The following is a 15664-nucleotide window of genomic DNA, read 5'->3' as shown; positions in this document are numbered from 1 at the left end:
GTAATTTCATTAGAAAGTTCCATGTATATGGAGAGCCCGCACAGTCTCAGAAATCGCACGCTGCGGCCGCTGGCAGCGTAACGCAGATGTTTGAAGCAACATTCCCTGATTCGTGCAGCCAGTGAAAAGCGACCATTCTGGTCATGGCATTACATGTCTCGCCGCTGTCAAGTCGGATATGTAACGCCACAGCACATCAGTACACGCTAAAACAAAACCATTGATCAATAGCGCCGGCTTGACAGCTTCAAACTCGAGCAGAGCCACAGCTGTATCGCAGATGAAGATACAGTCAGGAGCCAGCACCCAACTTACACCTACATGACACGAGATTTAGGTTGTAATGCGCTCATAACCGCCGGGGACGCCCTCTTTACTTAATACCCACTGCCAGAGCTGAATATCGCGCGCGCGCGAAGCGCCTGCGCATGACAAGAGGTAGTAGCGCCACATGCGGTAAAAGTCCTTGCCGAACATGCGGGAAAACTCCTTGCCGAGTTTGTCGGAGAATCTGGGCCAGGCGTGTTCGAAGTTTTTATGCCAGGCCATGAGGGTGGGGCAGTAGTCAGCGCCGAAGTTGTGCAGATCTTCGATCACGAACAGGTTATCCACGGCATCACCGATCTGGCCTGCCGATGGCACATCTAGGTTTGGGAACACGTACTTACCTATCCATGGGTCACGCATGTTGTTGCGCCCACTTGTAGCGGTAGAGTGCAGCAGAAACAGACCATCGTCCTTCAAGCAGCGATGCGCGACCTCCATGAAGGTGCGCATGTTCTTTCGTCCGACATGATCTAACATACCCACGCTAACAACCCGATCAAATCGGCCTGTGGTCTCTCGGTAATCTTGTAGACGAAACTCCAAAGGCCAGCCCGCGTAACGGGCTTTTGCCCACTTAATCTGCTCTTTGGAAATGTTCACGCCTGTGCACTCGACACCGTAGCGCTCGGCGGCAAAGCCCATGAGGCTGCCCCAGCCACAGCCGAAGTCGAGCAAGCGCATGCCTGGCTGCAGTTTTAGCTTGCGGCAAATCAGATCCAACTTGGCTTCTTGTGCCTCATCCAACGTCTTAGCGCTGCGCCAATAGCCGCAAGTGTAGGTCATGCGGGAATCGAGCATGGCAGCGAAGAAGTCGTTGTTCAGGTTGTAGTGTAAATTGCAGACATGCAAGGATCGCTTGAAAGTTTGCAGGTTTACGAGGCGAGGGAGCCAAGTGTGAAAGAGCAGCCGCAGGGGCTTCACTTGTCGATCGAGACGCGCCTTGAGCAGCCGATGAAAAAATTCATCAAGTTGTGGGACATCCCAAAGACCGTCTGTGTAGGCTTCGCCTAGGCCAAGACTGCCTTGGGAGAAAATTCGCTCAGGCAGTCCTGGGCCATTAATCTGCATGTCCCAGGGGCGATCTCCACCTACGCGGATATCAGCTTTCTCCAGCAATTCCAGCATCAAGCGATGCAGGCTGGAGTCCTTACGAAGATAGTTGATGGTTGACGAAGTAGTTGTTTCCAACACGAATGAATTTCTCTTGTAAGAGTAATCTCGCACTTCGAGGATCTAGTAACGAAGCCCCCCCTGGATAGGATGTAGATCCTAACTGTGAAAGCTCCCGTGACGGCGGACCTCCATCACAGGGATGCTAATCAAATGCTACTGGCCGTATATTTCCAGTACATCCTCAACATCGCCCTGGCTGATTGTTGCGTGGGTCGTGTCGCCAGCCTGTGGCAACTGGTCCCTCGCCCAGTCACGTTGCGCCTGATGTTCGACCGATGGCTCGACAACCATCAGAAGATGGCAATTGAGACCTGCGAGCCGTGGGCGCTGTACTAGGTACGCAACCACACGACGGGCGTTGGCGCTGCCGTCGAAGGCGATCAGAAAGCGTTGTTAGTAGTACTACGAGCACCGGACGATGCCGCGTACGTATAACGTTCTCAACATCGCCACCAATGGGTTCGAGCACACTTTCGCCATGCTTATCCTGGCGGCCAATGACCAGCAGGCGGATATCGTCTTTCATTGCTTTGTGGCTATCGACCAAGTGGCCATGCCATTGCAGCCACTTGGGATGCACGATCCCAAGTTGGTCTAGGTGAAGCTGGGCCACTTCAAACAGGTGTTGGCCGTGCTCGCGCGCCCAACGAGCGCGTTTCTCGTCCAGATCGGCCGATTCTTGCAGCAGGTGTTCGCGGCTGCCAAGACCAATGCTGGCAGTGAAATAGGAAAGCACCGGCGAAGCCCCTTCCATAATGTGCAGCAGGGTCAGGGGAGCCGCGATGCACACGCTGGCCCAAGCGGAGTCGTCGCATACGGCGATTGCAGACAGCGATCCGTCGATGCAGGAAACGATTGTTTTGATGAGCGTTCCTCTTAGCCTCCATGGGACATGGAGCGCATGAGTGGTAGAGACTGCTCCATGTGAAGCAGCATTCCGAGAGTCGGCAGGGCTTAATGCACCATCGACGTGTCCAAGGCAGCGGGTTTGTCGTACACACCGAAGCGGTCGACGAGGGTGGCGCTGGCCTCGTTCCATGCGAGCACTTCAACTTCGGTGTTTGCTTGGCGGAACTTGATGACCACGTCCAGTGCCGCCACGGCCCGGTGATATCCCAGAAGTGCGCATGCGTCAGATCGATCGTGACCTTCTCAAGCGCTTCCTTGAAATCGAATGCTGCGATGCACTTGTCTGCCCAGCTGAAGAACACCTGGCCGGAGACCGTATCGCTGCGGTGTTTACCAGCTGCGTCCAGTGATGAATTGATGCGTATGTAATGGCCAACCTTATTGGCAAAGCACATCTCGGCCAGCAGCACACCGAAAGCTAGGTAATGTGTGGTCACGACAACCACCACAATGACGACCATGGCAATGTTCGTCGACAACGGATGCTTCTTGAGGTTGCGCGGCGAATCCCAACTGAAGATGCCGATAGACACCATGATCATTACTGCCACTAGCACCGCCATCGGGATCTGCTTCAGTCAGTCGCCCAGGAACACCACCATTAACAGTAGGAATACGCCAGCGGCTAGGGACGACAGACGGGAGCGACCGCTTGATATGAGGTTGAGGATCGACTGATCAATCATCGCGCAGCCAGCCCCCCGTGCACGCGGCACAGGCCACGCCTAGTGACTGCGCTTACACCACGGCGCTCATCGCTTTAAAGGATATGGCCGTTGAACATGGCCGCGATTCGGTCACTCACGTATTAGGTCGGTTCGGCGCGGCTAAGTTATCCGACCTGGACCCGGCGCGTTTTCCAGAGGTGACCCAAGCCTGTAAAGACTATCCGGCCTGTGTAAAAGCGGTTGTTAACGCGGGTGTCTCGCCATGAGCCAGCACGCCTTGCTATCCCCGAGCAGTGCGCATCGCTGGCTGCATTGCCCGGCCAGCGTCCCCCTGGGGGTGCAGTGTCCGGATGAATCCAGCGCCTTTGCTGATGAGGGCACCGTGGCGCATGAACTGGCGGCCTCGGCCTTACGCAATGACCGGCAAGCCAGCGAATACGTGGGCTTCCGACAGGAAATTAACGGCGTTGCGTGGGACATCACCGCCGAGATGGCCGCGTACGTGCAGCAGTACGTGGACTATGTGCGCGGTATCGAAGCCCCCCGGTTTTTTGAACTGCCGTTACTCCTTGAGGCGATCACGGGGGAGCGCGGCGCGCAAGGCACCGCGGATGCCGTGATCCCGTCTGTGGATGAATTAATCATCGTCGATCTCAAATACGGCAGAGGCGTCAAGGTCGACGCAAAAGACAACGAGCAACTCCAGCTTTACGCGCTCGCCGCCTTGGAGGCATTCGATTTTGCCGGCCCCTTCCAGCGCGTGCGCCTGGTCATCGTCCAACCCCGTCTCGGTCACCTTGACGAGTGGGTATACAGCGTTGCCGAGCTGCACGCGTTTAAGCAGACGGTTGCGCCCCGCGCGCAGCGCTGCATGGACGCCGTCAAGAAGTACGGTAACGCTGGCGCATTACCTCAGGAGTACTTCGCCCCCGGAGAGAAGCCGTGCCGGTTCTGTCGGGCCAAGGCGATCTGTCCGGCGCTGAGGGATCACGTGCTATCCACCGTGGCGGGGGCGTTCGTCGACGTCACGCAGCCGGTGGTGCCGCCGCTCGAATCGGTCCTCATGCGCACCCACGACAACGCCACGCTAGCACGCCTGCTGGGTGCCACAGCTTTAATTGAATCCTGGTGTAAGGGTATTTACGGCAAGGTCGAAGCTGAACTGTTGGCAGGTCGGGCCGTGCCTGGATACAAACTGGTGGAAGACCGCCGCGGGGCGCGCCGCTGGACCGCCGCGACCGCCGTTGAAGCCATGCTCAAACGCATGCGCGTGAAGGTCGAGCACATCTACGAGCGCTCCCTGATCAGCCCCACAACCGCCGAGAAACTCCACAAGGCCGGAACCCTTGGCGATCGCCAATGGTTCCTATTGCAAGACCTCATGACCCAGCCGGACGGCAAGCCCAGTGTGGTGCCTGAATCGGACACACGCCCGGCGCTGATCCTCCAGGACGACGCGAGCCATTTCCAAGATCTGACCCAGGTAACGCCGCACCACCCCCAAAAAGCCCCCCCCTTCTTTCAGGAGTCGCTGTCATGAAACTAAAACTCAACAACGTGCGCTTGGCCTTCCCTGCGTTATTTGAACCAAAAAAAGTCAATGGTGAAGGCACGGCGGCGTATTCGGCCTGCTTCATCATCGACCCCGCCGACCCGCAAGTAGCCACCATCAACCAAGCCATCGAACAGCTGGCCAAGGACAAGTGGGGGGTTAAGGCCGCAGACATCCTCAAACAGATGCGCCTTGCCGACAAGGTCGTGCTGCATAACGGTGACCTCAAAGCCGCCTATGACGGGTTCGCTGGACATCTGTACATCTCTATGCCAATGCCTGGTTACGTATCCGTCTGCCGTCCGGACGCCTGCTCCATTACCCGGCAGCAAGAGTAGATGCGGACGGGGCCCTGTCCTACATGGGACCCCACCCCACCACCGGCCAATGGACCCGGATCGCCACCTATGGCGGAAAACTGGTCGAGAACATCACCCAAGCCGTGAGCCGTGACGTGCTGGCCGCCTGCATGCCGCGCATTGAGGCCGCCGGGTATCAGATCGTGCTGACGGTGCACGACGAAATCATCACCGAAGCGGCAACCCACAGCGCCTTCAATGCCGGGCACCTGGCGGCGCTGATGACCACCGCGCCCGCCTGGGCCGCTGGGCTGCCGCTGGCCGCTGAAGGCTTTGAAACCGATCGCTATAGGAAGCACTAACCCATGAACGTATTGCATGAACGCAGCATCGAACGCTATTTAGTGGCGCGAGTCAGGGCCAAAGGCGGTGAAATCCGCAAGGTGAAGTGGATCGGTCGTCACGGCGCGCCCGACCGCATCGCCATGCTGCCCGGCAGCACCCTGTGGATCGAACTCAAAGCCCCCGGTGAGCAGTGCAGGCCACTGCAACTACGCGAGCACGAGCGCATGCGCCGTATGGGGCAGCGCGTGGAAGTCGTCGATTCCTTTGAAGGCGTGGATCAGGTGCTGCAATGACTCAGAAAAACGCTTTGGCAATGAGCGCCGCAACGCCCGCCACAAGAACACCGAACATCCATTTGAGTAGCAGCATTTCGCCTTTTATTTCAGCGAAACCTTTATCTACTTCAGCGAAGCCTTTATCTATTTTCGATTCAAGCTTCAGCTCCAACTCGCGCAGATCGGCCTTTGTCGCAAGTTGTTGCAGATGCGTTTCGAAGACCTCCGCTAACGCTTCGGCTTGTGCCTCGGCGTGCGCAGGAGGAACCCCCGCGTTTTTAAGCTGGTTAGCAAAACTCAATGTATCGAACGCCGCTAATGCCACGAATAACCCTACCTTACCCGCATGTGATGGCGAGTATAGCAGCGCTCATCTGCGGCGGCATGGACGAGGTATCACATGACACTACGCCCCTACCAACACAGGATCGTTGATTTCATTCTGACCCATCCGCGCTGCAATCTGTTTGTGCCGATGGGCCTGGGCAAGACGGTGTCGACGCTCACCGCCCTAGATGTGCTCATCCTGGCCGAAGCGGTGACCCCCATCTTAGTTGTGGCCCCGCTGCGCGTGGCCGCGAGCACCTGGCCGGATGAAGTGGCCAAGTTCCCGCACCTGCGCCACCTGCGCGTGGCCGTGGCCGTGGGCAGCGCCGCGGTACGCCGCCGTGCCTTGCAGCAGCAGGCCGATATCTACTGCATTAATTACGACAATCTGAAGTGGATGGTGGAGTTTTTCGGGGAGCGCTGGCCGTTTCGCACCGTGGTTGCCGACGAATGCTCCAAGCTGAAAGGTTTCAGACTGGGGCGCGGGACCCAGCGCGCCCGCGCCCTGGCCAAGCATGTACATACCAAAGTTGAACGCTACATCGGCTTGACCGGCACCCCTGCGCCTAACGGGTTACAGGATCTGTGGGCGCTACTGTGGATGGTGGATCGGGGCGCACGCCTGGAGAGTAGTTTTAGCAAGTTCACGGATAGATGGTTCCGCCCGATCCGCATCGGCAGCGATCCCCACGCCGTGCGCGTGGTGCCCACACCCAACGCCTTTAAAGAGATTCAAGACAAGGTGCGTGATGTGTGTCTGTCGCTGGAGCCCGGCGACTATTTCGACCTGCGCCAGCCAATCGTGAATACCATCCGCGTCACGCTGCCGGAGCATGCCAAGCGCATGTACAAAGCGATGGAGCAAGAAATGTGGCTGGCGCTGGAATGTGGCGCTGAAGTTGAAGCCTTTAACGCGGCCAGCAAAACGATCAAGTGCTTGCAACTGGCCAATGGCGCGGTGTACACCGACGCCACACGCCGCGCCTGGGCCGATGTCCACGACGCCAAACTGCATGCCCTGGACGCCATTATCGAAGAGGCCGCCGGTATGCCCGTGCTGGTGGCGTATCACTTCAAAAGCGATCTAGCCCGTTTACAGCGCGCCTTCCCTCAAGGCCGTGTCCTGGACAAACACCCCGACACGATCAGGGACTGGAACGCCGGACATATCCCCGTGTTGTTCACCCACCCGGCCAGCGCCGGTCACGGACTAAACCTTCAGGACGGCGGCAACATTCTGGCCTTCTTCGGTCACTGGTGGGACCTGGAGCAGTACCAGCAGATCATCGAGCGCATCGGCCCCACACGGCAGGCCCAAGCCGGACACAACCGCCCGGTGTTCATTCACCACATCATCGCCGCCGGCACGGTGGATGAGCTCGTCATGGCGCGCCGCGAATCCAAACGCGAAGTCCAAGACCTATTACTTGATGCCGTGAAAAGGAGGGATTCGCTATGAAAAAGCAGCAAGGGTTTCATTTAATCGAACTCATGATGGTGCTTGCGATTATTTCCATTCTCGCAGGTACCTCTGTGCCGATGTATCAGCATTACGTCGCTAAATCTCAAGTCACGGCGGCCCTGGCTGACATTACGCCTGGGAAGATAAACACCGAGATACGTATGGCACATGGAATGCCGCGCACCAGGCTTGCCAATGATATTGACCTGCGTGCCGTCACGACGCATTGCCACCGCATTGATGTCATTGTCGAGGTTGCCATCACGCAGTCCTATACCGACCCAGACGGCCATCCCAGAGTAGGGAGTGTGAGCGCTCCTGATTCAAGCATCACCTGCACGATTCATGGCAATGCGCAGGTCAACAATAAAATCATCCAGTGGATTCGTATCAGCGATGCGCATAACGCCAAGTTTGATGATGCGGGTAATGGTTTTGACGGCCAATGGTTCTGTGTCACCAACGTGGATGAAGCGTTCAGGCCAATACGCTGCAAAGCCTCTCTGCCTGCAATGAATAGCTGGGCGTAATCCCTATCAGGGCCTTTGCAACACCGAACACATAGCACGTTGAGACGGCCATGAGCGCAACAGAATTTCTAACCGCCGCAGAACTGATTGAGGTGACAGGCTATAAGCACATCGCCAGCCAACGTGAGTGGCTCGACAAAAACGGGTGGGCCTATGTGGTCAATGCGGCGGGCCGCCCGATTGTAGGCCGCTGGTTTGCACGCTTGCGCTTGGCAGGGGTACACCCACACATGGACGGGGGCGGTATGTCCCCAGCGGGCCGCCCTAATTTTGCGGCCTTGGACTAAGGTGTTGTTACGATGCGTCCCAAATCAAGCCATCGCGATTTGCCGCCCCGAATGCTACGCCGTGTGCGCGTGTTAAACAGCGGCAAGGTGTGGGAATCGTTTTACTACAACGGACGCACGGCGCAAGGACGCCGCATTGAAATCCCGCTGGGACGGGATTTAAACGAAGCAAAACGCAAGTGGGCCACGTTGGAATGTTGTCAAGCGCCGGCAGACACTAGCTTGCTGCGCTTCATATTTGATCGATACGCGCGTGAAGTGATCCCGGCCAAAGCCCCCAAAACGCAGAAATTAAATAAAAACGGCCTGATCACGTTGCGTAAGGTCTTTGATGCGGTGAATATCGATACGGTGACCCCACAGCACATTGCGCAGTACCGTGATAAACGGGGCCTTAAAACGCCGGTCAGCGCTAATCGGGAAATCGCGCTGTTATCCCATATATGGAATATGGCGCGCGAATGGGGGTATACGGCCAAAGAAAACCCGGTACGCGGCGTGCGTAAAAACAGAGAAAAGCCCCGCGAGTTTTACGCCGACGATGCGGTGTGGGCGGCGGTGTATGCCAAGGCAAGTCATGAAATCAAGGATGCGATGGATCTAAGCTACCTGACCGGGCAGCGGCCTGCTGACGTACTCAAGATGCGCTTTTCTGACATCAAAGACGCCGCCCTTGAGGTGCAACAGAACAAAACCAGGAAGAAACTGCGCATCCTGCTGGAGAGTGACGGCGTGCGGACAGGACTTGGTGAGGTGATCGACCGTATCAAGGCACGCAAACGCAAGGTGGTTAACCTATTCCTCGTCGCTACGCCAACTGGGAATGAATTGAACGAGCACATGCTACGTTCCCGATTCGATCGGGCCAGGAGCGCTGCGGCTCAAGCCGCCGGACAAGCGGGTGATATCGCCTTGGCAAAAAGAATTCGCACCTTCCAGTTCCGCGACATCCGCCCCAAGGCCGCCAGCGAACTACCGCTGGAGCATGCCAGCAAACTGTTAGGTCACACCGAGCAGGACATCACCGAGAGGGTCTACCGGCGCGTAGGTGAAGTGGTGAAGCCCACTAAATGAGCATTAACGCAAACAGGAACGGGCTTGGTCAGTTGCGGAAATCTAGAGGTCAGTTGCGGAAATGACGATTGAAAAGTCTTTATAAATCAATGGGTAGTTAATTTATGAAGTTGTCTACTAAACAGTCGCCATTTTTAAACTCGACATTCCCTTGCCTGGGATGCAACACAAAGATGAGCTTATTTATCACCGGAAGATGGCACTCGATGGAGCGCCGCTGCACTCAATACATGCGTGGCAAGGATTCAGCGTTTCCCTGTTTCTCGCTCTTAGTGGTCTCGATTCAGCAGTGCCATCCCACAACCTGCTAAAGACTTCCTGCAACTGAGACAAACACCCTGCATCCACCAATGGCCAGCAGCAGCCCACCCACACTCACTCTCTTGCTCAGTCATGAATACACCGAAAAACAAGCCCATATCGTCTACCCGTGATCGAATGCGAGTCATACACAATAGATCAGACAGATCAACCCCGCATTTCATCCCGAACGCACGCGCATAGACCACGGTACTCATCACAGGATTTGCAACAACACAAATACCAGTCGCCGCCTGCCCATCACTCAAAACGTCCTTCCTCCTGCTTGTTCAAACGGTCGCGCTCGGCCCGGGTCATCGTGCAAGCCCCATGTACCGCCGAAGCTGGCACTAACCACCAAGCACGGCGGTTTGATGAACCGACAAACACACTGATGCTACGGTCGATACAACTGAACATGGCAGCCTCCTCCACAAGCAACCAGCGCTTCTTCGGCCACTGCGCCTGCCAAGCAATACCACGGTCCAATTGCTGGTCACAAGGCACTACAAAACCAAAGGTCGCCACTGGACGGTCAGCCATCAACAGGTGCTGCTCCTTCCAAGCCACCAAACCAAGTTCGGCCTCCGGACCGATGCGCTTGCCCGCAGCCATCATCACTCCACGCGCGGAACTGGAATTATTTACGACCGGCATCAGCACCAGTCCGAAGACCAGCCACATGACCGTGAGCACTGAAGACACTGCAACAGACGGATGGCGTCGGCCGAACGCAAATAAGCTAAACACTCCCCATGACGCGACCGCTAAAATCGCCCACGCGCTTACTCGCACATCGTCCAAGGTCAACGTGGTCCCACTCATCACCCGGGCCTGCCAATCCGGCCGCATCAGTACTCCCGTCCCCAGCACTGCCAGTACCAATACCAGTACCACGCCAAACGCCAGCAGCAGCCGACGACACGCACGCTTACGCAGCAACCCGGGCAGCAACGGGGCCAGCGCCAAACACAACATTGGCAACGCAGGCAGGATATAGACATCCCGCTTGCCGCTGGAAATCGAAAAGAACACCAGTAGCAACAGCCACCAGACCAGAGGTAACAGGTAACGGGGATCACGTCGGCGTAATCTACGCCACCAGGCCGGCAACGCCCACGGCAACGCCAAAAGCGTCGGAATCCACATCGTGGGCATCACTTGAAGGAAGTACCACGGAGGCTGTGGGTGGTCCCAGGACTTTGTATAGCGTCCGACCGTCTGCCGTAAGAGAATATCGTTCAGATAAGCACGGTATTCAGGCTGCTGAGCGGACAACGCCACGATTACCATCGGCCCCAACCATAGAGAGACTGCAACCAAGAAACCCAGCGGTCCTAACCAAAAGCGCACATCACGCGCATGCACCTTGACACGAGGCCATCTTGCTAATGAAGCCACCGCCGCCGGCAACACGATCAACAGCGCAAGTGCACCCACACCCTTGGTGATCGTACCCAGACCAGCCGCAAACCAACCCAGCGTCCACCAACGCCAGTGACCACCAAACAACAGATGACGTAACAGACCGTAGTTGGCAAAGGTGATGAAAAACATCACTAACGCATCGATCTGGGCGCGCTTGGCTTGATAGGTGAAATGAAACGTAAAAAGCAATACATACGCCGCATACAATCCGATACGATGCGTCCACAATCTGCGTCCAAGATCATAGACACACGCCAGCGTACCCAGCGCCGCTAACAACGAAGGCAGCAGAAAGGCCACTTTCAAGTTGCCGAACACAGTATAGAAAGCAGCCTGCAACCACATCAGCATTGGCGGCTTATCTGAATACAACTCATTGCCACGATGGGGGAACAACCACTCCCCACTGTCGACCATTTGCTTAGCCACCAGGGCGAAACGCGGCTCATCGGCCGGGTGCGGATCACGCAAGCCCAGACCAGTACCTAACACCAGCAACGCTACTAGAAGCAGCAGCCAACAGTCATGTGAAGTACGCTGGGTCGTCATGAACCTGCAATGGTCACCGGGGTATTTCACGCTCATGTGCACTTGATCAACTTGCCATAAAAGAAACCATCACCGCCTTGCTCGCCTGGCAGGCGCTGCCGCCCCGGGCCGGCGGGCTGGCCGTAGGCATCCCCAGGGTCCTCGGCGCACGCATCGGCCGTCCTGGCCAGAAACGTTTCCAACTGTGTTTGGTTCTCGGCGCGCAGCACCGAACAGGTCACGTACACGAGTACCCCTCCGGGGCGCAAGGTACGCCAGCAAGCATCTAGCAGTCGGGCCTGAATTTTCAATAAAGGCGGCAGATCGTCGGCACGCCGATGGAGCAGCACATCCGGTTGGCGGCGTACCACCCCGGTCGCTGAGCATGGCGCATCCAGCAGCACTGCATCAAACGATTCTCCATCCCACCACGCTGCAAGATCAGTGGCATCAGCCACGCACAGCGTTGCCTTCACATTGATGCGGTCACACGTGTCGGCAACCCGGTGCAACCGGTGCATATCTACATCCAACGCAGTCAAGCGCAGTGTGGGCATACGCTCTAAGAGATGCACGGTTTTGCCACCCGGCGCAGCGCAAGCGTCAAGGACACGCGCTTGCGGCGCTGGTGACAACAGCGCCGCAACTTGTTGCGCCGACAGGTCTTGAACCGAAACTTCACCGGCCTCGAACCCGGGCAACCGCGCCACCGGCACAGAACAGTCCAAAGCCAGCGCTTCGGGTGCCAACATACTGGGCACAGCCTCCAAGCCCACTGCATGCAAGCGCTGCAGATAAGTTTGACGGTCACCGTAGTGCGGGTTAACCCGCAACCACATCGGAGCCGGCATCAGACTGGCATCAAAAATGGCTTCTGCCTGCGCACCCCAATCAACACGGATGCGCTCTGCTAACCAACACGGCCAAGCAGTCTCAGCCAACACGACCGGCAAGTGTTCACGCTGAGCACGGCGCAACACCGCATTGACTAAACCGGCCCGGTGGGGCCAACCCAGCGCGCGACAGGCATCAACCGTCGCTGACAAGGCAGCATACGGCGGCATCTTTAAGACATCGAGTTGCGCAAAACCAGCCATGAGCAAGCCGCGCAACTCCGCATCACCACGCCCCAAGGGACGCGCCAACCACTGCGTGAGCGCCGCTTCGTAAGCCGGCCGCCGTCGCAACACTGCAAAACACATTGCCTCGACCAGGGCACGGTCGCGCAGGTCCTCCAACATTGGTAACGCTGCGGTCAGCTCAGCCTTGAGGGAACGCCCCTGATCCAGCACAAGAGCCAGCACCCGCGCCGCAACCACGCGCGGTGCAACACCGTTGCTCACGCACGGACCTGCAAATCTCGGCGGGCATTGAGGTAATCAGCCGCAGAGATCATCTTCCCACCTTCCCTCTGTAAGGTGCACAGACGCAGCGCGCCCTGCGCACAGGCGACATCAATCCCTTCTTTACTCGCGGCCAGCACTGTGCCCGGCGGCTGCCTGTGATCCAGATTCAGGGCCAACGCATCATGGATGCGCACCCGCTCATCAATCAACACTGCCTCGGCCACCGGCCATGGCAAAAACGCCCGTACACGACACGCGAGTAATTCGGCTGGTTGCTCCCAATCAAGCCGTGCTTCAGCCTTGTCAAGTTTGTGCGCATACGTCACGCCAGCGGCTAACTGCGGTTGTGGCACAGGGCGTATCCCGGCGCGCAACAAGCCCAAGCCATCAGAGAGTATCTGTGCGCCCATCTCAGCGAGGCGGTCGTGTAACTGCCCACTGGTCTCATGCGCGACAATCGAGGTCTTCAGCGACATCAACACAGGCCCGGTGTCAAGACCAGCTTCCATCTGCATCAGACAAACGCCGGTCTCGGTATCGCCAGCCTCAATCGCGCGCTGAATTGGTGCAGCGCCACGCCAGCGCGGCAGCAGCGAGGCATGTACGTTCCAGCAACCGTAGCCCGGAATCGCTAACACCACCTTGGGGAGGATCACCCCGTAGGCAACCACAACGATCAGGTCTGGCCGCAGTGTACGTAGCTGCTCCAGGACCTCAGGCGAACGCAAGGCCTGGGGTTGGTACACCGGCAGACCACGCATGACCGCCTCCACCTTGACTGGCGAAGGAGTCAGTTCACGACCACGACCAGCCGGGCGATCTGGTTGCGTGTAGACAGCAACGACATCGGCACGCTGGGCCACCAAACGCAGTGATGGCACCGCAAAATCCGGGGTGCCGGCGAAAACAATTCTCATAAATGACAGGGATCCTGATGAGGAATATTAGGGCCTCTGGATTAGACGGAACCTAAAGCGTGACCGGCACAGTGCTCCAATACAGAATCCATCCGACCCTGGGCGTCAGGAAATACGCCGACGTTGCTTCTCAAGCTTTCTGCGCACCATTTCACGCTTGAGAGGTGAGAGATAATCAATGAACAGCTTGCCATCCAAATGGTCCATCTCATGCTGGATGCAGACCGCCAACAGCCCGTCAGCGGTGAGCTCTTGTTCGTCACCGTGGCGGTCGAGAAAGCGCACCGCAATGGTAAGAGCACGGGTCACGTCGACACGGACTCCAGGCACCGATAAACAGCCCTCCTGAAAAACTTGCTCGCCCTCCTTGGTGACAATTTCTGGATTGATAAAGACCATCGGCACCTTTTTTTCCTCGCCGACATCAATGACCATGAAGCGTTTATGCACATCCACTTGGGTCGCCGCCAAGCCAATACCGGGTGCGGCATACATGGTCTCGAACATGTCATCAAGCAGGCTCTGGAACGGCAGCGAAACCACCTCGGCAGCGCTCACACGCACTGCCTTAGTCCGCAAGCGAGGATCAGGGAATTCAAGAATCGGCAAAAAGGCCATAGCGGTATCTCGATTACTCTCCGTAGAGGCCAGAATATCCGGAAAACTCTTGGCAATTCTAGCGTAATACTTGCGCAGCTCATGAGAATCTGCACTATAGTGCGCCCACCTGTTTTGGGGAATCAGGAAGATATCGCCATGTTCAACCTCTTCCGTACAGCAGCTGTCGCTGCGCTACTGACCGTTACGACCTATGCCGTCGCCCTTGAAACGGGTGATAAACATTCGGATACCTATACCGTTCAAAAAGGCGACACACTTTGGAGCCTTGCTCAGCGTTTTCTCAAGAAGCCGTGGCTGTGGCCTGAAATCTGGCAGGCTAACCCACAGATCAGTAACCCGCACCTGATCTACCCCGGCGACATCATCAGCTTGGCGTACATGAATCACGCAGCCAACGGTGTGGCCCAGGCGGATCTACGCCAGGCAATACAGCCGGGTCCACGTCAGGACGCACCAATCAATGCAATCCCATTGGCACAGATTGAACCGTTTCTCAAAGATCTACACGTCATCGACAGTTTCGAACAACTGCCCTACGTGGTCGGCCTTGAAGAGGGACGCCTGCGTGGCACCTATGGTCAAGCCGCCTACGCTGTCGGCTTGATCGACGCACAACCAGGTCAACGTTATGCGGTGCTGCGCCCAACTGTAAGCTACTCCCTACCCAAGCCAACAGAAGATCTGATGATGGACAACCAACCCACCATCAACAGTGGCCTGCTCTGGAAAGAGTACGTAGCTCCAAGTAAACACCGAGAATTTTTAGGCTACGAACTGGCCCAAATCAATGTTGCTACCGTCACTCAAGTCGGTCATGCCCCCCAGGCAACTACTCTATCTCTGCAAAAGGGTGGGCGTGAGGTACGTGCTGGAGATCGCCTGGTCCCAGTGCAGGCACAGTCTTACGACCTTCAGTTTTTCCCCCACCCACCGGACGACGCCCTGCTGAAAGATGCAGATCTGCGTGTGCTGGCCGTGGCCGATGCCTTCATAGCTAGCGGTCAGCGCGATGTGATCACTATCTCTGGGGGCACCCGCAACGGCATAAACAATGGCACCGTATTCTCGATCTGGCGCCAGGGTCGCTACATTAACGACCGGATCGGACATCGTGCTGCGACATCACGTTTTGACGATAGCTTCAAGGGCGCTCAAGGCACCGTGCTCCAGCCCGACGAGTACGCTGCGCACGCGATGGTGTTCCGTACCTTTAATAATGTCAGCTATGCACTCGTAATGGACGCCGTTAAACCAGTCAAAGTGGGCTATACACTGAGGCACCCAGACGCCCAATAG

Annotated in this window: 19 protein-coding genes; 11 read left to right on the top strand and 8 right to left on the bottom strand. The window is 57.1% G+C overall.

Going from position 1 to position 15664, the window contains the following annotated elements:
- Window positions 1–333: 333 nt before the first annotated feature.
- From cfa to PLS229_RS12660, 3 genes are all read right to left on the bottom strand, one after another.
- Window positions 334–1452, bottom strand: a complete 1119-nt coding sequence (cfa, locus tag PLS229_RS02485) for a cyclopropane fatty acyl phospholipid synthase (RefSeq protein WP_114867072.1) — start codon at window positions 1450–1452, stop codon at window positions 334–336.
- Between the two features lie 298 nt (window positions 1453–1750).
- Complete coding sequence (locus PLS229_RS02480; RefSeq protein ID WP_152536598.1) at window positions 1751–2290, bottom strand: hypothetical protein; 540 nt, start codon at window positions 2288–2290, stop codon at window positions 1751–1753.
- Window positions 2291–2454: 164 nt separating this feature from the next.
- Entirely contained in the window at window positions 2455–2601 is a 147-nt protein-coding gene (locus PLS229_RS12660) for a hypothetical protein (protein WP_425511076.1), read from the bottom strand.
- Window positions 2602–2627: 26 nt separating this feature from the next.
- On the opposite strand from PLS229_RS12660, the gene PLS229_RS12655 reads away from it, so the two are divergent.
- The 6 genes from PLS229_RS12655 to PLS229_RS02450 all read left to right on the top strand — a co-directional run bounded on the left by PLS229_RS12655 (window position 2628) and on the right by PLS229_RS02450 (window position 5566).
- Window positions 2628–2759 (top strand): hypothetical protein, encoded by a 132-nt coding sequence (locus PLS229_RS12655; RefSeq protein WP_425511075.1) that lies wholly within the window; start codon window positions 2628–2630, stop codon window positions 2757–2759.
- Between the two features lie 353 nt (window positions 2760–3112).
- Entirely contained in the window at window positions 3113–3343 is a 231-nt protein-coding gene (locus PLS229_RS02470) for a hypothetical protein (RefSeq protein ID WP_038270872.1), read from the top strand.
- Entirely contained in the window at window positions 3340–4617 is a 1278-nt protein-coding gene (locus PLS229_RS02465; RefSeq protein WP_038270871.1) for a DUF2800 domain-containing protein, read from the top strand. Before PLS229_RS02470 ends, PLS229_RS02465 begins: the two co-directional genes overlap by 4 nt.
- Window positions 4614–4967 (top strand): ssDNA-binding protein, encoded by a 354-nt coding sequence (locus tag PLS229_RS02460; protein WP_081755417.1) that lies wholly within the window; start codon window positions 4614–4616, stop codon window positions 4965–4967. The genes PLS229_RS02465 and PLS229_RS02460 overlap by 4 nt, the downstream gene beginning before the upstream one ends.
- Window positions 4968–4990: 23 nt before the next feature.
- Entirely contained in the window at window positions 4991–5290 is a 300-nt protein-coding gene (locus PLS229_RS02455; protein WP_051482410.1) for a DNA polymerase family A protein, read from the top strand.
- Window positions 5291–5293: 3 nt separating this feature from the next.
- On the top strand, window positions 5294–5566 hold the full coding sequence (locus PLS229_RS02450) for a PDDEXK family nuclease (protein WP_114867070.1): 273 nt from the start codon (window positions 5294–5296) through the stop codon (window positions 5564–5566).
- A 1-nt stretch (window position 5567) separates the two neighbouring features.
- Here the strand turns inward: PLS229_RS02450 and PLS229_RS02445 are convergent, their stop codons facing one another.
- Entirely contained in the window at window positions 5568–5873 is a 306-nt protein-coding gene (locus tag PLS229_RS02445) for a DUF1640 domain-containing protein (RefSeq protein WP_114867069.1), read from the bottom strand.
- Window positions 5874–5948: 75 nt separating this feature from the next.
- Here PLS229_RS02445 and PLS229_RS02440 point away from each other — a divergent pair, with 75 nt between their 5' ends.
- From PLS229_RS02440 to PLS229_RS02425, 4 genes are read left to right on the top strand one after another with little or no spacing between them, the layout of a single operon-like run.
- Entirely contained in the window at window positions 5949–7334 is a 1386-nt protein-coding gene (locus PLS229_RS02440; protein ID WP_114867068.1) for a DEAD/DEAH box helicase, read from the top strand.
- Entirely contained in the window at window positions 7331–7867 is a 537-nt protein-coding gene (locus tag PLS229_RS02435; protein WP_038273354.1) for a pilin, read from the top strand. The genes PLS229_RS02440 and PLS229_RS02435 overlap by 4 nt, the downstream gene beginning before the upstream one ends.
- Window positions 7868–7917: 50 nt before the next feature.
- Window positions 7918–8154, top strand: coding sequence for a DUF4224 domain-containing protein (locus PLS229_RS02430; protein WP_069636229.1), 237 nt, complete (start codon window positions 7918–7920; stop codon window positions 8152–8154).
- Between the two features lie 12 nt (window positions 8155–8166).
- Window positions 8167–9228, top strand: coding sequence for a tyrosine-type recombinase/integrase (locus tag PLS229_RS02425; RefSeq protein ID WP_038273275.1), 1062 nt, complete (start codon window positions 8167–8169; stop codon window positions 9226–9228).
- A 561-nt stretch (window positions 9229–9789) separates the two neighbouring features.
- On the opposite strand, the gene PLS229_RS02420 is transcribed toward PLS229_RS02425, so the two are convergent.
- From PLS229_RS02420 to def, 4 genes are all read right to left on the bottom strand, one after another.
- Window positions 9790–11505, bottom strand: a complete 1716-nt coding sequence (locus tag PLS229_RS02420) for an ArnT family glycosyltransferase (protein WP_038272070.1) — start codon at window positions 11503–11505, stop codon at window positions 9790–9792.
- Between the two features lie 32 nt (window positions 11506–11537).
- Window positions 11538–12827, bottom strand: a complete 1290-nt coding sequence (gene rsmB / locus PLS229_RS02415) for a 16S rRNA (cytosine(967)-C(5))-methyltransferase RsmB (protein ID WP_038272068.1) — start codon at window positions 12825–12827, stop codon at window positions 11538–11540.
- The gene (gene fmt, locus PLS229_RS02410) at window positions 12824–13747 is read right to left on the bottom strand and encodes a methionyl-tRNA formyltransferase (protein ID WP_038272066.1); all 924 of its coding nucleotides are present in this window, start codon (window positions 13745–13747) and stop codon (window positions 12824–12826) included. Before fmt ends, rsmB begins: the two co-directional genes overlap by 4 nt.
- 105 nt (window positions 13748–13852) lie before the next feature.
- Window positions 13853–14365 carry a peptide deformylase gene (gene def / locus PLS229_RS02405; protein WP_038272064.1) on the bottom strand — a complete coding sequence of 171 codons (513 nt, stop codon included), beginning with the start codon at window positions 14363–14365 and terminating at the stop codon, window positions 13853–13855.
- 138 nt (window positions 14366–14503) lie between these two features.
- Between def and PLS229_RS02400 the strand changes: the two genes are divergently transcribed.
- Window positions 14504–15664, top strand: coding sequence for a LysM peptidoglycan-binding domain-containing protein (locus PLS229_RS02400; protein WP_038272062.1), 1161 nt, complete (start codon window positions 14504–14506; stop codon window positions 15662–15664).

This window comes from Xylella taiwanensis (assembly GCF_013177435.1).
GTDB lineage: Bacteria > Pseudomonadota > Gammaproteobacteria > Xanthomonadales > Xanthomonadaceae > Xylella > Xylella taiwanensis.
The sequence above is the reverse complement of the archived record's forward strand: the minus strand, read 5'-3'. Positions and strand labels throughout refer to the sequence as shown.